The sequence below is a fragment of the Candidatus Methylomirabilota bacterium genome (assembly GCA_036001065.1).
Taxonomy (GTDB): domain Bacteria; phylum Methylomirabilota; class Methylomirabilia; order Rokubacteriales; family CSP1-6; genus MNEF01.
This window is the reverse complement of sequence record DASYUQ010000067.1, coordinates 1-19,868: the sequence shown is the minus strand read 5'-3', so window position 1 is coordinate 19,868 and position 19,868 is coordinate 1. Positions and strand designations below refer to the sequence as shown.

Sequence of the window (19,868 nt, the reverse complement as noted above, 5' to 3'; positions counted from 1 at the left end):
CATGGCGCGACGATACGTCAACACGCGCGTGAAGCGGCGCGAGGACCCCCAGCTCCTCACCGGCCGGGCCCGCTACCTGGATGACCTGCGGCTCTCGGGGACGCTGAGCGTGGCCATTCTCCGGAGCCCGCACGCTCACGCTCGACTGGTCGAGGTGGACGTGCGATCCGCGCTGGCGGCGCCGGGCGTCGAGGCCGCTCTCACCGGTGAGGACGTCGCCCGGCTGGCCCGCCCGATCCGCGCCGAGATGAGCGGCCCCGGCTACAAGACGAGCGGCTGGCCCGCGCTCGCGCAGGACAAGGTGCGCTTCGTCGGCGAGCCGGTGGTGGCGGTCGTCGCCCGGGATCGCTATCGGGCGGAGGACGCGCTCGAGGAGGCGCGGGTGACGTACGACCCGCTCCCGGTGCTGACTGATGCCGAGCTCAGCATGCGGCCCGGGGCCCAACGGATCCACGACGATCTCTCGGACAACATCCTGTTCCACACGCGCTTCGACAACGGCGCCGTCGAGCGCGCGTTCGCGGCGGCGGAGCTCCGGCTGAACCACACCTTCCGCCACGCTCGCTGCACCTCGGCCCCGATGGAGAATCGGGGCGCGCTCGCCTCGTTCGATGCCACCGAGGGCATCCTCACCCTGTGGGCGTCCAGCCAGTCACCCCATCTGCTGCGGAGCGGTCTGGCCGAGGCGCTCGATCTGCCCGAGTCGAGGCTCCGCGTGATCTGTCCGGCAGTGGGCGGAGGCTTCGGGCCCAAGATGCATCTCTACCCCGAGGACATCATCGTGTGTCTGCTCGCGCGGCGGCTGGGCCGGCCGGTGAAGTGGATCGAGGACCGGCGCGAGAACCTCCTGGCCTGTGCCCAGGCCCGGGAGCACGTCAACCACATCGAGATGGCGGCGACAGGCGACGGCGTCATTCTGGGATTCAGAGCCATCCTCATCTGCGATGTCGGCGCCTACTCCATGTACCCCGTCACCGCGGCGCTCGAGCCGGTGACGGCAGCGGGCATCATCCCGGGGCCCTACCGGATCCAGGGGTACAGCTACGACGCCTATGCGGTCGCCACCAACAAGTGTCCGGCCGGGGCCTACCGCGGCGTGGGCATGGCGCTCGGCACCTTCGTCCGGGAGCGCCTGGTCGACATGGTGGCGCGCCGGACGGGGCTCGACCCAGCCGAGGTCCGGCGCCGGAACTTCATCGCCGCCACCGACGTCCCGTTCACCACCGCCTCCGGGCTGGTCGTCGACAGCGGCAACCCGACCGAGTCGCTCGAGCGCGCGCTGGAGGCGGCGGGGTACGACGCGCTGCTGAAGGACCGGCGGCGGAGCTCGCCGACGACCTATCGCGGCATCGGTCTCTGCTCCTACACCGAGTTCACCGGCATGGGCTCGGGCACCTTCCGGCGGCGGGGGATGAGCCAGGTCGCGGGTCACGACGCAGCGACGGTCCGCGTCGAGCCCACCGGGGAGGTGCGCGGGTTCGTGAGCGCGGCCTCCCAGGGCCAGGGCCACGCCACCACGCTGGCCCAGGTGCTGGCCGACGAGATCGGCGTCCCGATGGCGGCGGTGTCGATCGTGGAGGGGGATACCGAGCGGTGTCCCTACGGGAGCGGCTCGTTTGGCAGCCGGAGCATGGTGGTGAGTGGCGGCGCCCTCATCCTGGCCGCGCGCCGGGTCCGCGACAAGGTCATCGCCATCGCCGCCCACATGATGGAAGCGGCGCCCGGCGATCTCGTGATGGAGGACGGCGCGGTCTTCGTGCGGGGCCTGGCCGCGCGCAGGGTCACGCTGGCGGAGGTGGCCCGCTTGGCCTACCGGCCGGCCTCGGGCACCTTGCCGGCGAGCGTCGATCCCGCCCTGGAGGCGACCCAGTACTACGACCCGCCGCCGGCGACGTTCTCCATCGGAACGCACGTGGCCGTCGTGGACGTGGACGCCGAGACGGGGCAGGTGGCCATCGTCCGCTACGTGGTGAGCGAGGACTGCGGCACCATGGTCAATCCCATGATCGTCGAGGGGCAGATCCACGGGGCGGTGGCCCAGGGGATCGGCGCCGCGCTTTACGAGGACGTGGTGTACGACGATGCCGGCCAGCCGCTCACCACCAGCTTCATGGACTACCTGCTGCCGACCACGATGGAGCTGCCCGCCATCGAAGTGGTCCACACCGAGACGCCGCCCGCGGTGACGGTGAGCGGGTTCAAGGGGATGGCCGAAGGAGGGACGATCGGCGCGACTGCCGCGGTGGCCAACGCCGTGGCCGATGCGCTGGCCCCCCTGGGCGTGGAGGTGCACGAGCTGCCGCTCTCGCCCGACCGTCTCTACCGACTGATCCATCAGGCGAGGAGGAAACCATGATGACGGTGCGGATGGCGCTCAGCGCGCTCACACTGGCCTCGGCGTTGATCACGAGGCCGGCACCGGCCGAGGCCCCGATTCGGGCCAAGATCGCCCGGCTGGCCTTCCCCTCCCTGGTGACGATGATGGTGGACGTCGTGAAGGACCAGGGGCTCGATCGGAAGAATGGCATCGACCTCGAGGTGCAGTCCTACGGGGCGATCTCCGCGTTTTACGCGGCCCTGGCGACCGGCGAGGTCGATATGACGGTGGCGGGGCCGCACGTGCTCCAGAAGATGCGGAACGAGGGAGTCCCCATCAAGGCCGTGTTCACGTACGCGCGGCTCAACGCCCTGGCCGTGATCACGGCGGACCCGGCCGTGCGCAGCATCGCCGACCTCAAGGGCAAGTCGATCGCCGCCGACATGGGCTCCTCGGAGTACCAGATCCTCTCGATCTACGGGCGCGCGCAGGGCCTCGTCTTCGGTAAGGACATCACGGTGGTGCAGGCCGGGCCGCCGCTGGCGCGCACCCAGCTGCAGGCCAAGCGGGTCGACGCGGCGATGACCTGGGAGCCATCGGCCACCCTCACGCTCCGCGACAATCCGCAGTACCGCGTGATCCTCACCGGCGACACGGCCTGGAGATCGATCGCCCGGACCAACGGCTGGCAGCTCGTGCTCGCCATGCGCGAGGACTTCCTGCGCCGCAGCCCCGACGCCGTGCTCCGCCTGCTCAGGATGTTCCAGGACGGGCAGCGCTTCATCCAGACCAACCTGGACGACGCCGACCGCATCGTCTCCGGCACCGTCAAGCTCCCGCCCGGCGTGTTCAAGGAGGCGGTCAGCGCCGGCCGGCTCGTGTACGAAGTGCTGCCGGTCTGGGAAGGTGAGCGGCGCGTGATCTGGGACATGTTCAAGGTGGCGGTCGATCACGGGTATCTGGCGAAGCTTCCGGACGAGGGCGCGATCTACCAGCCGTAGGGGCGCGACCATGGAAAAATCGAAGCCGGTGATGGGGGAGACCGTGGAGGCTCTGGAGGCCAGGACCCCCTTGCGTTTTCCGCGGGAGATGGTCGTCTCCCTCCTCGCGCTGGCGATCGCCTGGGAGATCCTCTCGAAGTTCGTCCCGCCGTTCGTCATCCCGAGCTGGGCGCGGATCGGGAAGAGTGTGCTGGGCCTCCCGGCCGACTTCATCGCCATCACGCTGGCGAGGGTGGCGGTGGCCCTGGCGCTCTCGTTCGTGCTCGGCCTCGGCCTGGCCATCGCCATGTACCTCTCGACGGGGGTGGAGAGGTATGGGAAGCCGATCGTCCGGCTGCTCATGGCGGTGCCCGTCGTGTGCTGGATCCTTTTTGCCGTGCTCTGGTTCAAGTGGGTCGAATTCCGGATCGCGTTCGTGCTCATCGTCGTGTGCGGCCCGGTCTTTCTCATCGATTTCCTCGACGGGATGAGAGGGGTGCCCCGGGAGCTGCGGGACATGCTCCGGTCCTTCCGCCCGTCACGCACCCATTTCTTCACCAAGCTGATCCTGCCGGCGACCCTGCCGGTGATCCTGACGAGCTGGAAGATCAACCTGAGCCTGGCCATCCGGGTCGTGACCATCGCCGAGCTGGTGGGAGCGGTGACGGGGATCGGCTACGGCCTCGTCGTCGCCCAGGAGCTCTTCTCGGTGGCGGACGTCTTCGCCTGGACGCTCGTCCTGGTGGCCATCCTGTTCGCCGCCGAGGCGGTCGTCACGCGCGTCGAGGAGCGGATGCTCCGCTGGCGGACATGACTCCACCCGACGGGATCGTGGTCGAGCGTGTCCGCAAGGTCTTCCATCAAACCGGCACCGGAGGGGCCGTGGTGGCCATCGACCGCCTGGACTTCCGCATCGCGCGGGGCGAGATGGTGGCCATCGTGGGCCAGACGGGCTGCGGCAAGTCCACCTTTCTGAATCTGCTCATCGGGCTCGATCGCCCGTCCGAGGGGCGGATCGCCATCGATGGCCGGATGCCCTATGACGACTTCCATCATTTTCGCGGCCACCTGGCCGCTGTCTTTCAACAAGACAGGCTGCTTCCGTGGCGGACCGCGCTCGACAACGTGCGGCTCGGCCTGGAGCTTCTGGGCTACGGCCCGGCCGAGCAAGCGGAGCGCGCCAGGAGGTGGCTCGACCGGCTTGGCCTCGGACCGTTCGTGGGGGCCTTCCCGCACGAGCTCTCGGGCGGGATGCGACAGCGCGTGGCCCTGGCCCGCGCGTTCGCGATCCAGCCGGGGCTCCTGCTCGCCGACGAGGCTTTCGGCCACCTCGACGAGGTGACGGCCGCCTCGCTCCGGCAGACGTTCGTCGAGCTGGCGCGGAAGGAAGGCAACACGGCCGTCCTGGTCACCCATCAACTGGAGGAGGCCATCGAGCTGGGGGATCGGATCCTGGTCTTCGGCAAGCCGGCCCGGCTCCTGGCCGATATTCACCTCGAGCGCTGGCCGCCCGGGGAGCTGCCGCGCCTTCGCACCGTCATCCAGCGCATGATCCACGCCAACGAACCCGCTCCCGAACTGGGGGCACCGGAGGAGGCATCCCGATGAAGACAGAGTCCGGTGCGCAGGCAGTCCTGGACCGCATCGCCGTCGACGAGCTGGTGAAGGTCGCCCTGGACCTCGGGAACATCGACAGCCCGACCGGCCGGGAGGGGCCCGTCGGCGAGTACGTCTACGACTGGCTCGCGGGTCAGGGCTTCGCTCCAAAGAGGGTGGGCCTCTTCCCCGATCGCTTCAACGTGATCGCGACGCTGCCCGGGCAGGGCCGGGGCCGCAGCCTCGTCTTCAACAGCCACATGGACACCACGATCGCCAAGGAAGAGATCTGGACCACCCGGCGCGCGGCCGACCCGGTCTTCCACTCCGCCTGGCGCGAGGGGGACATGCTGATCGGCAACGGGATCTGCAACGACAAGGGGCCGATGGCCACCTGGCTGATCGCGGCGAAAGCGCTGCGGGACAGCGGCGTCACCCTGCAGGGCGACCTCATGCTCATGGCGGTGGTCGGCGAGATCGGTCTCGAGCCCGTCGACGAGTTCCAGGCGCCGCAGTACGTCGCCAAGGAGGCCGGCACGCGCTGGGCCATCACCCACGGGGGCGTCACCGACTTCGCCCTGGTGGCCGAGGGGACCGATTTCGGCCTGGTCGGCGTCGAGGCGGGCAAGGCCTTCTTCAAGATGACGGTGTTCGGCGACGATCTGCCGATCTACACGCCCTACATCGTCCGCCCCACCCCGGTGGAGAAGAGCCCCAACGCCATCGTGCGCATGGCCCGCCTGATCGAGCGGCTGGACGGCTGGGCGTACGACTACGAGCGGCGGAATCGCTATGAGTGTCCGGGCGGCGTCGTGGTGCCCAAGGTGAACATCGGCGCCATCCGCGGGGGCGTGCCGTACAAGATCACCAAGACCGTTCAGCAGTGCGCGATCTACGTGGACGTGCGCATCACGCCCGTCCAGAACCCGCTCGATATCCGGGAGGAGCTGCGGCGCCTCGTGGCCGACGCGGGGCTGGCCGGCGAGGTGGAGCTCTACGTGTACCGCCGGGCCTACGAAGCCCGGAACGTCGATCCCCTGGCGGGCGCCATCACCCGCGCCCACCAGCACCTCCTCGGCGGCACGCCGAAGCCCGCCGCGGCGCCGTTCTCGAGCATGTGGCGCGACATCAACGTCTTCAACGAGATGGGGATTCCGGCGCTGACCTACGGCCCCGGCATCAGCGTGGGCGGCGGGAACTTCGGCATGCGCGTCGCCGATCTCGTCACCGGCGCCAAGCTCTACGCCCTCACCGCGCTCGATCTCTGCACCCAGGACCGGAGCTGACACCGACACCCAACCGACTGCGAGGGAGCCCGATGCCCACCGCCGACCAGGCCAAAATCCTCGGCACGACGGCGGCGAAGCTGCTTCGCCTCTCACGCCGGCCGACAGGGAGACCACCCATGTCACGATGACACGCAGGAGCAAGTAGGCGCGCAAGGCGCCGGAGCGGAGAGAACTAAAGGTCCCGCGTCCCGCCTCGAAGTACTTGTTTTCCGTGCCCTGTATTCCACTGGCGTTATGTAAACCGGTCTGGCATCGCCCTTGCTCCGCTGGCTGCAGTTGGCGCGCTTTCAGGATTTCGCGTCCTGGCCGAAGGGGGCGATGAGAGCGATCGATCCGTTTCCCAATCGCGAGGCACTCCGGATTCGGAGCGGGGGGAGCCCTTCGCCCGTGGCGGGCGAGCTGATGCGCGATTCGGCGGAGCTGATCGGCCGCGACCCGCTGATGCAGGACGTCTACTCCATGATCGATCGGGTGAGCCGAACCAACGCCACCGTGCTCATCCTGGGTGAGCCGGGCAGCGGCAAGGAGCTGGTGGCTCGCACCATTCACGCGCGGAGCCTGCGGGCCGAGCGTGCCTTCATGGTCATCGATTGCGCGGCGATTCCCGCCGGCCTCCTCGAATCGGAGCTCTTCGGCCACGAGCGCGGCTCCTTCACTTCGGCTCTCCGGAAGCAGATCGGCAGGTTCGAGGACGCCGACGGGGGCACCGTGTTCCTCGATGAAATTGCCGAACTGCCGCTGGACCTCCAGGTGAGGTTGCTGCGCGTGCTCCAAGCCCGGCAGCTCACGAGAATCGGGGGCACGGCGCCGATCACGGTCGATGTCCGCTTCATCGCCGCCACCAGCCGTCGGCTGGGGGAGATGGTGCGGGCCAAGACCTTCCGCGAAGACCTCTTCCACCGCATCAACGTGGTCTCGATCAGGGTGCCGCCCCTTCGCGAGCGGGCGGGCGACATTCCCCTCCTGGCCCAGCGGATCATCGCCTCCATCAGCCAGCGGGACGTGATCCCATCGCGCCGCCTCTCTGGGGAGGCGCTCGGCCGCCTTCAGGAGTACGCCTGGCCCGGCAACGTCCGCGAGCTGGAGAACGTCCTGGAGCGCGCCTTGATCGTGGCCGAGGGCGCGGAGATCACCGCCCGGGATCTGGTGCTGTCCAGCGAGTCGCCGGCGGACGACCGCCGCTTCCGAGGGAGGCTGCAGAGCCTGCGGGAGATGGAGATCGGGCACATCCGCGACATCCTGTCCGTGACGAATGGAAACGAGAGCGAGGCGGCGCGGATTCTCGGCATCCATCGCGACACGCTGTACCGCAAGCTGCGCCGCTACGGGATTGTCGGGCCACCGCAAGATCCGACACGGCGAGTGTCGTAGGCGTGCTGGCCCTCGATCGGCCCGTGCCCAGCCCGGAAGTTCGAGAATCGCCAAATCCCTGGCGCAAGTACACACCCGCCGGGCTCGCCGCCGTCATCGGTCTGGCGGTCTCCGCCCTGGCCTTCATGACGGTCGGCAATCTCGAGGAACTGAGATTGCGGAGCGAGTTCGAACAAAAGTCCACGCTGCGGGCGCGGGCACTGGCGCATGCCCTCGAGGGCAGCCTGAACGAGCTCAATTCCATCGTCGACCTGTTCGGGGCCTTACGCGTCGTGGAGCGGCGAGAGTTTCGGGCCTTCGTCATTCCTGCCCTCTCGCGCCAGAGGCAGATTCAAGCGTTCGAATGGATGCCGCGGGTGCCGGATGCCCTGCGCCCGGCCCACGAGGCCGCGACCCGCCGTGAAGGACGGGCCGGCTACGCCGTCACCGAGCGCGACCAGCAGGGCCGGCTGATCCCCAGCCGTCGGCGAGACGAGTACTTCCCCGTTCACTATCGGGAGTCCCTGAAGGACCCGAACCCCAAGGCAGGCCTGGGCTTCGACGTGGGCTCGAATCCCTCGGCGCGGCTCGCCCTGGAGCGAGCCCGGGACACGGGAGCGCCGGCGGCCAGCGGACGCGTCCCCCTGATGTCCGCCGCCGGCGCCCAGACGGGATTCCTCGTGTTCCTCCCGGTCTACCGGACCGGTGTCCCGCTTCTCGGGGTGGCCGAGCATCGCGAGAACCTGCTCGGATTCGTGGGGGCCACCTATCACATCGGGGAATTGGTCGAGGCGGCGCTGGTCGGCTCGGCACCGGAAGGACTCAATTTCAAGGTGATCGATCGCGACGCCAGCGGCACTGAGCGGGCCCTCTATTTCCACAAGTCGCGCACCCTGAGCGAGCACGAGTACCCGCTCGAAGACGAGCCAGATATCCGCGCCGGGCTCCACTTCCCGACCGCGATCACGGTGGCCGGGCGCCCCTGGGAGTTGCTGTTCTATCCGACCCCCCGCCACGTCGCTTCTCATCGCGCCGCTCGGAGGTGGGAAGTCCTCGGAGCGAGCGTGCTGGCCACGGCCCTGCTGGCGATGTACTTGATCTCGGTAGCCGGGCGCGCGGCCCGGGTCGAGCGGCTCGTCGCCCAGCGCACCTCCGAACTGTCGGCGGAGATCAGCGAGCGCCGACGAGCGGAAGAAGCCGCCACCCGGGCGCGCGAGGAGGCCGAGCGGGCCGCCAGCGTCAAGACGGACTTCCTGGCCACCATGAGTCACGAGATCCGGACGCCCATGAACGGTGTCATCGGGATGATCGGCCTTCTCCTCGACACCGAGCTGTCGCCCCGGCAGCGAGAGTTCGCCGAGACGGCCCGGTCGAGCGCCGAGTCCCTGCTGAGCATCATCAACGACATCCTCGACTTCTCGAAGGGGGAGGCCGGCAAGATGACGCTGGAATCCATCCCCTTCGATCTGCGGCTGGCCATCGAGGAAGTGGCCGAGCTCCTGGCCGTCAGAGCTCGGGACAAGGGGCTCGATGTCATCGTGCGCTACGCCCCCGAAACGCCCCGCTATGTCGTCGGCGACCCCGGGCGTGTCCGTCAGGTGCTTTTGAACCTGGCCAGCAACGCCATCAAGTTCACCGAGGCCGGTCACGTGCTCATGAACGCGGAGTGTGAGAGCCGCACCGACGGCGCGGCGCTACTCCGGCTGTCCGTGCAGGACACCGGCATCGGCATCCCGGCCGACAAGCTCGAGATGGTCTTCGAGAAGTTCACCCAATCCGACGCCTCGACCACCAGGCGGTATGGGGGCACGGGCCTCGGGCTGGCTATCTGCAAGCAGCTGGTGACGCTGATGGGCGGGACCATCGGCGCGGAGAGCACGCCGGGCCGGGGGTCGACCTTTCGGTTCACCCTCCCCGTGCCGGTGGCCGCACCGCTGGCCGCCGCCTCCCTGCCATCCGACGAGCTGAACGGCGTGCGCGTGCTGATCGTCGACGACAACGAGGTCAACCGGCGGGTCCTGCACGAGCAGATCGTGAACTGGGGGATGCGCAACGGCAGCGTGGCGTCGGGCAAGACCGCCCTGGCCAAGCTGCGCGAGGCGCATGCCGCCGGCGACCCCTACCAGATCGCCATCGTCGATCTCCAGATGCCCGAGATGGACGGCGAAACGCTGGGCCGTCTGATCAAGGCCGATCCGCTCCTGAACGACACGCTGCTGGTCATGCTGACCTCGCTGGGCGAGCGGAACGACATGACGAGCCTGCAGGAGGTGGGATTCTCCGGTTTCCTCGTCAAGCCGGTGCGTCAGTCGCAGCTCATGGACGCCCTGGCCACGATATGGGCGGCCAGAAACCAGGGACGCGCGGCCGCCCTGCTGACGCTTCAGACCCTGGCCGCCTCCCGCGCGGCGAAGAGAGTGACGCCGACGCCGCGGCCGGCCGGCGAGCCCATCCACGCCCGGGTCCTGCTGGTCGAGGACAACCCCACGAACCAGCAAATCGGCTGCCTGATGCTCGAAAAGCTGGGCTGCCGGGTGGACGTCGCCGGCAACGGCCGCGAGGCCATCGAGATACTCTCGATGGTTCCCTACGACGTGGTCTTCATGGACTGTCAGATGCCCGAGATGGACGGGTACGAGGCCACGGCGGAAATCCGTCGCCGCGAGGCCGAGATGCCGTGGCGCGCCCCCATCATCGCCATGACGGCCAATGCGATGCAGGGCGACCGCGAGAAGTGCCTGGCCGCGGGAATGGACGACTACGTCAGCAAGCCGGTCAGGCCCCGGGATCTGGACGCCGTGCTCCGGCGGTGGTTCAAGGCGCCCGACCCGAAGGCGGGCGCGTCGGCCCTGACGAATGGACCCGCTGTCGCGTTGGATCCCGTCGCGTTCGAGGAGTTCATGAGCCTGGCCGGCACCGATGTCTCGCTGCTCGAGGAGCTGGTGGAGACGTTTTTCACGGAGGCAGTGGCGCGGTTGGGAGCCATGCGCCAGGCGGCGAGCGTCGGTGACGCGGACGGCATCAGGAAGGCCGCGCACGCGCTGAAGGGCAGCAGCAGCGGACTGGGAGCGCCCGGCATGGCCGATCTCTGTGACCGACTGGAGATGCAGTCCAGCGCGGAACCGTCCGCCGACACTATCGAGCGCATCGGCCGCCTGGAGGCAGAGTTCGGACGGGTGCGCGACGAGCTGGACGCCCGCCTGCGGCGCAGCGGTCTCAGCGGGACGCGATGAGAAGTAGGTTCCCCCTGCGATCAGTCCTGACCGCCCTCCTGTTGCTTGGCGTCGTGACCGGCGTCCACCAGCAGCTTTGGGCGCAATCCATGTCGGTCGATCAACTCAAGGACCGATACCGTCGCCCGCAGACGGTTCCCTTCCCGGAGGACAACACCTTCACCCAGGATCGAGCAGCGCTCGGGAAACTCCTGTTCTTCGATCCCCGGCTCTCCGGATCGAACCTGATCTCCTGCGCGACCTGTCACAACCCGGCGCTTTCGTGGGGGGACGGACTCCCCAAGGCCCTGGGTCAGGGGATGAAGGAACTGAGCCGGCGGACGCCCACCATTCTCAACATGGCCTGGGCTGAGGCACTCTTCTGGGATGGTCGCGCCGACACGCTGGAAGCCCAGGCCCTCGGGCCGATCACGTCGCCCGACGAAATGAACCTGAGCCCCAAGGAGCTGGTGGAGAGGCTCAAGGCCATCCCCGGCTATGTCACACGCTTCCGGATCGCTTATCCCGACGAGGGCATCGTCCCCGCCACCGTGGCCAAGGCCCTGGCCACGTTCGAGAGGACGGTCGTCTCCGGGATCGCGCCGTTCGACGAGTGGGTGGCGGGGAGCGAGCAGGCGATCTCGGAGAAGGCCAAGCGGGGCTTCGTGCTCTTCAACACCAAGGCCAACTGCGCCAAGTGCCATCGCGGGTGGAATTTCACGGACTCCGGCTTCCACGATATCGGGATGCCCACCGAGGATCTCGGGCGCGGCAAGCACCTCCCAAAACTGGTCGGCATGCGGCACGCCTTCAAGACGCCGACGCTGCGCAACGTCGATCGGCGGGCGCCCTACATGCACAACGGGTCGGTGGCCACGCTGAGGGAGGTCATCGACCTCTACGACAAGGGGGGCGTGGCCCGGCCGAGCCGCTCCCCGGATATTCGGCCGCTCGGCCTGACCCGCGAAGAGAAGGAGGCGCTCATCACGTTCCTCAAGACCCTGACCAGCGTCGATCCGCCGGTGTCTCTCCCGGAGCTCCCGCGATAGAGGTCAATGGCATGATGCGGAGCGCTGCCGGAGCCCTGGGGGCGGTCATGATCGCCGCCACCCTCGCGGCCGGGAGCGACATCGTCGTCGTCCAAAGGAACAAGACCTTCTCCCCCCATGAGATACAGATCAGGGTCGGAGACCGCGTGGTGTTCGTCAACGAAGACGAGGTCACCCATAACGTCTACTCGCCGACGCCGGGGCTGGAGTTCAACATCCGGTCCCAGCAGCCGGGGCAATCGGACGTGGTCAGCTTTTCGAAGCCCGGAGTGCTCGAGGTGCGATGCGCGATCCACCCGAAGATGAAGATGCGCGTGACGGTGACCCGGTGACCACGGCCTACGGCGTCGTCGCCCGGTGCAATCCATCGATATCCCGGGACACGATCGAAGCGGCGGTTTCGAGGCTGGCCCGTACGATATTCCCCAACGCGTCGATCGCGCTCGGAGAGGACACGGATCACGGATCGCTCGTCAGCGAGCGCCCGCAACCGTTCGTATTCCTCTACGTGACCGAGTCCGGGCGCTCGTTCTCGTTTTGTCGCTTCCGGCGGTTCCCCGAAGGCGCGGAGTTCGTGTTCAATCTGACCGAGAGCGGCCGGTCCTCGGCGGAGCTCGAACGCTATCTGACGGGCTCCCTGTCGATCGAGGTCGTCCGGCGCCAGCTCTTCTGATGAAAAGCCCCGGCCGACGACCGGTCCTGGTGGCCGACGACGAGGACGAGTTCCGGTCGGTCCTCGGGGAATATCTCGAACAGTGCGGCCACGAAGTGCTCGAAGCGGCCAACGGGCTCGAAGCGCTGTGGGCCATCAAGCACAAGCGCTGTGCCGTCGTGGTACTGGATCTCTCCATGCCCCGCCTCGGCGGCCTCGACGTCATCCCGCAGATCCAGAAGTTCGACCCCTCGATCTGCATCATCGTGGTGACGGCGCACGCCACCGGCGAGATCGTCGCCCGACTCGAGAAGCTGGGGGTGCCGGTGCTGTCCAAGCCCGTCGCGCTGCGGCCGCTGGGCGCGCTCGTGGCCGAGGCGTGCGCGCGGGTGCAGGGCTCCACCTCGGCGGGCGCGGGCCGTAACGCTCCTGACCAGGGAACAAGGGGGTGATGAGGGTGGACACGGGCAACGCACGGGTTCTCATCGTCGAGGACGATCGGTTTCTCCGCCGGGTTCATGAAGTCGGGCTTCGCCAGCGCGGGTTCACCGTGCTCACCGCGGCCGATGGGGAGGAAGGTCTGCGGGTGGCCCGCACCGAGCACCCCGACGTGGTCCTCCTGGACCTGGTCATGCCGAAGCTTCAGGGCTTCGAGGTGCTCCGCCTCCTCAAGGCCGATCCCGCTACCGAGGCGATCCCTGTGGTCATCCTGAGCAGTCTGGGCGGCGACGGCGATGTCCAAGCGGCGCTGAAGCACGGAGCGGCCTCCTACGTTCTCAAGAGCAACCTCTCCGTCCAGACCCTGGTCAGCAAAGTTCAGGAAGCCCTCGGCGCCGGACAGCCCCGGGCCGGGGACTGAGGGCTCGATGGCCGGACTGCGCGTGAGCGAGGAGGAGCTGCGGAGCTTCCTGGTGACCCGCCTCGGAATCATTGACGCGGCCGAGTTCGACAAGGCGCGAAGGATGGCCGTGCGCCTGAAGATCCCGCTGGAGCGCGCGGTCGTGGAACGGGGCCGCATTCCCTTCGGCGCGCTCCTGGAGCAGCTGGCCGGGAGCTGGGGCGTCGACTTCATCGACTTGAAGGTCAGCGACGTCAAGGCGGAGGCGCTGCGAACGCTGACCGAGGAGTATGCCCGAGCGCGCCTCCTCATACCGTTCGATCTCGCCGACGACCAGCTTCGCGTCGCCATGTGGGATCCCCGTGACCATCGCGCGCGCGACGAGATCGAACGCATGACGAAGCTGCGGGTGGTCCCCTATCTGGCGCCGGAGACGGCGATCCGGCGCGCCCACCTGCTGTACAAGGGCGACCTCCACGAGATGCTCGAGCGTTCCATTTCCGACGAGGGCTCCGGAGCCGCGCGCCCGCGGCCGGCGGGCGGCGAGGATAGATCGGCCGTGGAGCTGCTCGATCGGATTCTTCAGTACGCCATGGTGTCGGGGGCGTCCGACATCCACGTCGAGCCCTACGAGTTGGAAACACTCGTCCGCTACCGGGTCGACGGCCTGCTGCGCGAGGTGCTGAGCCTGCCGCCGGCCGCGCTCCCCTCACTGATCGCGCGAATCAAGATCCAGGGCGGGATGCGGATCGACGAGCGCCGCACTCCTCAGGATGGCCGCTTCGAAGCCGACTTCGGGGGCTTCAAGGTGGACCTCCGCGTGTCCTCGGTGCCGACCCACTGGGGGGAAAAGGTCGTGATCCGCGTCCTGTCGAGGGAGAACGTCGTTCTCGACCTGGAGGACCTGGGGCTGGCGGCGGCCGATTTTCGGATCGTCCTCCGGAACATTCTCCGTCCGCACGGGATGGTGCTCATCACCGGCCCTACCGGCTCGGGGAAGACGAGCACGCTGTACGCCATGCTGATGAGGGCGGGCGCCGAGCGGCAGAACGTCATCAATATCTCGACGATCGAGGATCCGGTCGAGTACACGCTGCCCCGTGTCAACCAGATCCCCGTCAACCCGCTGGCCGGGGTCGAGTTCGCCACGGGCCTGCGCGCCCTGCTCCGCCAGGACCCCGACATCATCATGGTGGGCGAGATCCGCGACCAGGACACGGCCCAGATCGCCGTACGGGCGGCCCTGGTCGGGCGCCTGCTCTTCTCCACCCTCCACACGAATGACGCCACCGGCGCCGTGCCCCGGCTGCTCGACATGGGGGTGGAGCCATTCCTCCTCGCCTCGACGCTGGCGCTGGTGGTCGGCCAGCGGCTGGTCCGCCGGATCTGTGTCAACTGCCGGGAAAGCGTCGCGCCCGACGCCACGGTTCTCAACGCCCTCCGGTCACGGCTGGACTTTGAACAGATGGTGACGATTCTCCGGGGCGAGGGGGTGTTGGGCCAGGCCGACGATCCCTTCGCGGGGGTCCGTTTCTTCCGCGGCAAGGGGTGTCTGCAGTGCAATGGCAGCGGAGTCAGGGGGCGACTGGGAATCTTCGAGCTGTTCGAGATCGACGACCACCTGCGCGGGATGATCATGGCGCGAGGTGACGTCGCGGAGCTTCGAGTCGAAGCGCTGGCGCGGGGAATGAAGACGATGTTCCAGGACGGGCTCGGCAAGGTGCTCCTCGGCGAAACCACGATCGAGGAGATCTTTCGTGTCGCTCTCTAGCCGGCGACCGATCCTCTACCTTCTCGCGCTCACGAGCGTCGGCCTGCTCGGCCTCGCCCCCTGGATTCTCCTGCCCAGTCCCGCGGAACGACGGATGGCCGTCCCGGACGTGAAGACCTCGAAAGGCGTCTCCACCATCAACGAGCCGATCTATCCCATTCCGCGACAGATGGAGCTCGACGCGAGGAAGGTGGCGCTGGGGAAACGTCTCTTTCACGAGACGCGTCTCTCGGGGGACAACAGCACCGCCTGTGCCTCCTGCCACGATCTGGGCAAGGCGGGGACGGATCAATTGCCTCGGTCTATCGGGATCGACGGCCGCCTGGGCACGGTCAACGCGCCGACGGTCTTCAACAGCGGCTTCAACTTCAAGCAATTCTGGGATGGCCGCGCCGACACTCTGGAGGCGCAGATCGATGGGCCGATCCACAACCCGAGGGAGATGGGATCCAATTGGCCGGACATTCTTCGCAAGCTCGAGCAAGATCCCGGCTACGCCGCCACCTTCGCGTCCCTGTACGGCCGCGGCATCCGGCCCGATCACGTCAAGGATGCGATCGCGACGTTCGAACGCTCGCTGATCACGCCCAACTCGCGGTTCGACAAGTTCTTGCGGGGCGACGGCGCGGCCATCACGGCGGAAGAACGTGAGGGCTATCTCCTGTTCAAGAGCCTCGGCTGCGTGGCCTGTCACCAGGGGGTGAGTGTCGGCGGCAACATGTTTCAGACGTTTGGCGTGATGGCCGATTATTTCGCCGATCGGGGCGGGCCGACCGCGGCCGACCTCGGACGCTTCAACGTCACCGGGCAGGAGCCGGATCGCTACCGGTTCAAGGTTCCCAGCCTCCGCAACGTCGACCGGACGGCGCCCTACTTCCACGACGGCTCGGCGACGACCCTGGAGCAGGCGGTCACGGTCATGGCCAGGTACCAGCTGGGCCGCACGCTGGCGCGGGCTGACGTCGACCGCGTCGTCAAATTCCTTCGTACGCTGACCGGCGAGTACGACGGCCGATCGCTATGAAGCTGGTCCGCTCGATGAAGCCTCTGCTCGGTGCCGCCATCTTCTTTCTTTTGACCGTTCTCTTCGTGAAGACGCAGACCGTCGACCCCGAGACACACAATGCGATCGTCACCAATCTCGATGAGTTGAAGCGGCTGGACGCGGTCCTGGACCAGGAGATCCTCGAGGCGCGATTTTCGCAGCTCTCCCACTATGATCCCCTGGTCGCGAGCCTGGCCGAACTGCGAGCTGGGCACCACCGCCTCAAGGCCGGCCCGTATGCCATTTACCGCCGCGGGCAGGCGGACATTGACCGGCGCGTGGAGGCCTACGAGCAGATGCTTGGCCGAAAAGAATTGCTCCTCGAGCAGTTCAAGTCGGCCAATGCCCTGCTCGAGAACTCGCTACGCTATTTCCCGGCGGCGATCGCCCAGGCTCGAGAGGACCGCATCGGCAGCAGCCACGCGGCCGTTCTTAGCGGCCTGTTGCTGGATACACTGATCTATAACCTCAGCGCCAGCGCCGAGCTGAGGCCGAAGATCCTGGTCGCGATCGATTCCCTCGAGGCCGTGCGTCGCCGGTCCCCGCGCGCCGCTGCCGCCGTCGACAACGTGATCGCGCATGCCCGCGTGATCATGCGGACGAAAGATGAGGTGGACGGCCTGGTCGGCGAGCTCATCTCGTTGCCGAGCAGTCAGCGCGCTGACGAGATCTACCGGGCCTACAACGCGTACTACGAACGGCAAGTGCACCGCGGGTACGTCTATCGCTTCTACCTCTACGTGGTGTCCGTCGTTTTGCTGGCCTACGTCGCGCATATCGTGCTGAAGCTCCACCGCGACATCGCTGAACGAAAGCGGGTAGAGGCGGCCCTTCGGGCCAGCGAAGAGCAGTACCGGGCCCTGGTCGAGGGGTCCATCCAGGGCATTGCGATCCACAGAGAACTGATCGTCCTGTTTGCCAACCGCGCGTGGGCCGCCATGTTCGGGTATGGGACGCCCGAAGAGGTGGTGGGCCTGGACCTGAGGACGACGTTGGCCACCCACGAAGTCGCCCGTGTCGAGGCGTACAAGGACGCCCGTCTGCGCGGTGAGGCCGCGCCACCCCGCTACGAATTTGAGGCCGTGCGCAGGGACGGCATAGCGATGCGGGTCGAGGTCGTGGCGTCCGTGGTCTCCTGGCGGGGCGAGCAAGCGATCCTGGGCACGTATTTCGATGTGACCGAGCGCCGACAGGCGGAGGCGGCCCTCCGCAACAGCGAGGAGCAGATCCGTCAGCTGCAAAAGCTGGAGGCGGTGGGGCGACTGGCCGGCGGCATCGCGCACGACTTCAACAACTTGCTCACGATCATCCGCGGGCGGGCCCACATCCTGCACGGTCTCGTCGAGGGGAGCGAACGGCAGCGCAAGCAGGTCGAGGTGATCGCGAAGACGTCGCAACGTGCCGCGGTCCTGACGGCGCAGCTCCTGGCCTTCAGCCGCAAGCAGATCCTCCAGCCCAAGGTCCTCGATCTGAACGCCCTGGTGGGGAACATGGAGGACATGCTGCAACGGCTCATCGGCGAGGACGTCGACCTGCTGTTCGTCTCCGGTGCCAAGCTCGGCCGGGTGAAGGCGGATCCTAGTCAGCTCGAGCAGGTCGTCATGAACCTGGCCGTGAATGCCCGTGACGCGATGCCCCGGGGCGGGCGGCTCACGCTGGAGACAGGGGACATCGAGCTGGACGAGCAATATGCCCGGCAGCACGTCGGGGTCCAGCCCGGCCGGTACGTGATGCTCGCGGTGAGCGATTCGGGGATCGGAATGGACGCGGCGACGCGCGCGCGCATCTTCGAGCCGTTCTTCACGACCAAGCCGGCCGGCAAGGGAACGGGGCTGGGCCTGGCCACGGTCTATGGGATCGTCAAGCAGAGCAGCGGCAACATCTGGGTCTACAGCGAGCCCGGGCAGGGCACCACGTTCAAGATCTACCTCCCGCAGGTCGAGGCCGCGGTCGACGAGCTCGAGCCGAGCGAGCCTTCGGCCGCGCCGCAGCGGGGCGGGGAGCATATCCTGCTGGTCGAGGACGAGGACGAGCTCGGAGACCTGGTGCGAGAGGTCCTCGAAGGGCACGGGTACATCGTGCTGCAAGCGCGTCATCCCGCGGACGCGGTCACGATGGCCGAGCGGCACCCGGGCCCTATTCACCTGCTCGTCACCGACGTGGTGATGCCCGAGATGAGCGGCCCCCAGCTGGCGGCGAGCCTGGCGTCTTCGCGTCCCGCGATGAGGGTCCTCTACATGTCCGGCTACACCGACGACGCCATTGTTCACCACGGCGTTCTGGACCCGGGCACGCCGTTCGTCCAGAAGCCCTTCACGCCGGAAGTCCTGGCCCGGAAAGTCCGCGAGGTGCTCGATACCGAACCTCCGGAGGCAAGTGCGCAACGCCGGGGAGGACGACGGAGACCGCCGGTGGCTCCCTAGTGCCGTTCCAACTATTCGCGCCTAGGAAGGCACCGTGTACGTCGTTCGTGGACAGATTTAGTATCAACAAGTTGGAACGGCACTAGCGGTGGCGAAAGGACGGTGATGAGCGTGCCGCAATTCACGATTCTCGTCGTCGACGACGATCCGGACGTGCTCGATACGGTCGCGGAGCTGCTCGAAGCCGACGGTTATGCCGTCCTGCGGGCCCTCTCGGGGATCGAGGGGCTGAGGCTCTGCAAGGCGCAGAAGCCCCACCTCGTGCTCATCGACTTCACGATGCCGGGGATGGACGGGGTGACGACCGTGCAGAGGCTCAAGGCGGATCCCGACACCAGGGGGATCCCGGTGGTCGCCCTGAGTGGCGCCATCGGGCCGGACATCCACGAGCTGATGCGGGCCGGGGGCCTCGGCTACATTCCGAAACCCATCGACCCCGAGACCTTCGCCGGCCTGGTCGCTCAGTTCCTCAAAGCGACCGTGTCACGCCGGGACCACACCAGGGGAACGCAGTAGGAGCCGGCCCATGCTGAAGGGGCTGCTGGTCGGCGTGGGGCTGGCGGTCGTCCTGCCCGGTGCGGCCGCGGGGCAGCGCATCGAGCTGGACACGCGGTACTGGCCGGCCGAGCTCGTCGCCGAGGCGAAGATCGAAGGCGGGCCGCTGCCCGGCACCGCGTTCGACTTCAAGAAGGATCTGGGAATCGACGATGAGCCCCTGGTCGATCTCCGGCTGGCCGTCTTCACGGGTCCGAACAGCCGGCTGCGCTTGGCCTACACACGAGCGAGCTACGAGGGCGACACGATCATCGGCCGCGCCGTCGAGTTCAACGGTTCCACCTATCCGGCCGCGACCCGCGTCGTCTCCGAGCTCGACGTGCACTATGCCCGGCTGGGATGGATCTGGCAGCTCCCGGTGATCCCCGGCAAGCTCAGGGTCGGTCCGGTCCTGGAGGCGAAAGCGTTCGTGGTCGGCGCCACGCTGGAGGCTCCCGCGACCGCGCCGGCGCTGCGGGAAACCGAGTGGTTCGCCATCGTGCTCCCGAGCGCCGGCCTGGCCCTCGATCTCAGCCTGCGCCAGGCGGTCGACCTGTTTGCCGAGGTCTCCGGCCTGACTCTGGGCGACCTGGGACACGTCGTCGACGCCGAGGTCGGCGTGAGGATCAGCCCTATCAAGTACCTCACCATCAGCGGCGGTTATCGCTTCTTCGACGTCCGGGGCGAGGAAGACAAGAGCTTCGCGCGGCTGCGACTCTCCGGGCCGTTCGGGGGCGTGACCGTTCGGTTTTAGCTCGGTGGTCCCCCCGCACGCGCGGTCGATTTCCTCTGGCCGGCGCTGGCAGCCCTAG

Annotated in this window: 17 protein-coding genes; all 17 read left to right on the top strand. The window is 67.8% G+C overall.

Annotation, left to right across the window (positions count from 1 at the left end):
• The first annotated feature begins 1 nt into the window (after position 1).
• The 17 genes from VGV13_05830 to VGV13_05750 all read left to right on the top strand — a co-directional run bounded on the left by VGV13_05830 (position 2) and on the right by VGV13_05750 (position 19,810).
• Entirely contained in the window at positions 2-2,356 is a 2,355-nt protein-coding gene (locus VGV13_05830) for a xanthine dehydrogenase family protein molybdopterin-binding subunit (protein HEV8640600.1), read from the top strand.
• Positions 2,353-3,318, top strand: a complete 966-nt coding sequence (locus VGV13_05825) for an ABC transporter substrate-binding protein (GenBank protein HEV8640599.1) — start codon at positions 2,353-2,355, stop codon at positions 3,316-3,318. Before VGV13_05830 ends, VGV13_05825 begins: the two co-directional genes overlap by 4 nt.
• A 10-nt stretch (positions 3,319-3,328) precedes the next feature.
• Positions 3,329-4,111, top strand: a complete 783-nt coding sequence (locus VGV13_05820; GenBank protein HEV8640598.1) for an ABC transporter permease subunit — start codon at positions 3,329-3,331, stop codon at positions 4,109-4,111.
• Positions 4,108-4,905 carry an ATP-binding cassette domain-containing protein gene (locus tag VGV13_05815; protein ID HEV8640597.1) on the top strand — a complete coding sequence of 266 codons (798 nt, stop codon included), beginning with the start codon at positions 4,108-4,110 and terminating at the stop codon, positions 4,903-4,905. Before VGV13_05820 ends, VGV13_05815 begins: the two co-directional genes overlap by 4 nt.
• Positions 4,902-6,179, top strand: a complete 1,278-nt coding sequence (locus tag VGV13_05810) for a M20/M25/M40 family metallo-hydrolase (GenBank protein HEV8640596.1) — start codon at positions 4,902-4,904, stop codon at positions 6,177-6,179. Before VGV13_05815 ends, VGV13_05810 begins: the two co-directional genes overlap by 4 nt.
• A 390-nt stretch (positions 6,180-6,569) precedes the next feature.
• On the top strand, positions 6,570-7,553 hold the full coding sequence (locus VGV13_05805; GenBank protein ID HEV8640595.1) for a sigma-54 dependent transcriptional regulator: 984 nt from the start codon (positions 6,570-6,572) through the stop codon (positions 7,551-7,553).
• A gap of 2 nt (positions 7,554-7,555) precedes the next feature.
• A complete protein-coding gene (locus VGV13_05800; GenBank protein HEV8640594.1) occupies positions 7,556-10,765 on the top strand; it encodes a response regulator in 3,210 nt (1,069 codons plus the stop codon).
• A gap of 89 nt (positions 10,766-10,854) precedes the next feature.
• The gene (locus VGV13_05795) at positions 10,855-11,793 is read left to right on the top strand and encodes a cytochrome c peroxidase (GenBank protein ID HEV8640593.1); all 939 of its coding nucleotides are present in this window, start codon (positions 10,855-10,857) and stop codon (positions 11,791-11,793) included.
• Between the two features lie 11 nt (positions 11,794-11,804).
• Entirely contained in the window at positions 11,805-12,125 is a 321-nt protein-coding gene (locus VGV13_05790; protein HEV8640592.1) for a plastocyanin/azurin family copper-binding protein, read from the top strand.
• A complete protein-coding gene (locus tag VGV13_05785) occupies positions 12,122-12,466 on the top strand; it encodes a hypothetical protein (GenBank protein ID HEV8640591.1) in 345 nt (114 codons plus the stop codon). Before VGV13_05790 ends, VGV13_05785 begins: the two co-directional genes overlap by 4 nt.
• Positions 12,466-12,897 carry a response regulator gene (locus VGV13_05780; GenBank protein HEV8640590.1) on the top strand — a complete coding sequence of 144 codons (432 nt, stop codon included), beginning with the start codon at positions 12,466-12,468 and terminating at the stop codon, positions 12,895-12,897. Before VGV13_05785 ends, VGV13_05780 begins: the two co-directional genes overlap by 1 nt.
• Positions 12,897-13,304, top strand: coding sequence for a response regulator (locus VGV13_05775; GenBank protein HEV8640589.1), 408 nt, complete (start codon positions 12,897-12,899; stop codon positions 13,302-13,304). The genes VGV13_05780 and VGV13_05775 overlap by 1 nt, the downstream gene beginning before the upstream one ends.
• Before the next feature lie 7 nt (positions 13,305-13,311).
• The gene (locus tag VGV13_05770; protein ID HEV8640588.1) at positions 13,312-15,054 is read left to right on the top strand and encodes a GspE/PulE family protein; all 1,743 of its coding nucleotides are present in this window, start codon (positions 13,312-13,314) and stop codon (positions 15,052-15,054) included.
• Positions 15,041-16,078 (top strand): cytochrome-c peroxidase, encoded by a 1,038-nt coding sequence (locus tag VGV13_05765; GenBank protein ID HEV8640587.1) that lies wholly within the window; start codon positions 15,041-15,043, stop codon positions 16,076-16,078. The genes VGV13_05770 and VGV13_05765 overlap by 14 nt, the downstream gene beginning before the upstream one ends.
• Positions 16,075-18,522: a DAHL domain-containing protein gene (locus tag VGV13_05760; GenBank protein HEV8640586.1), complete on the top strand. Its 2,448-nt coding sequence runs from the start codon at positions 16,075-16,077 to the stop codon at positions 18,520-18,522. The genes VGV13_05765 and VGV13_05760 overlap by 4 nt, the downstream gene beginning before the upstream one ends.
• Before the next feature lie 105 nt (positions 18,523-18,627).
• On the top strand, positions 18,628-19,038 hold the full coding sequence (locus tag VGV13_05755; GenBank protein ID HEV8640585.1) for a response regulator: 411 nt from the start codon (positions 18,628-18,630) through the stop codon (positions 19,036-19,038).
• A gap of 10 nt (positions 19,039-19,048) precedes the next feature.
• Entirely contained in the window at positions 19,049-19,810 is a 762-nt protein-coding gene (locus VGV13_05750; GenBank protein HEV8640584.1) for a hypothetical protein, read from the top strand.
• Positions 19,811-19,868 lie beyond the last annotated feature (58 nt).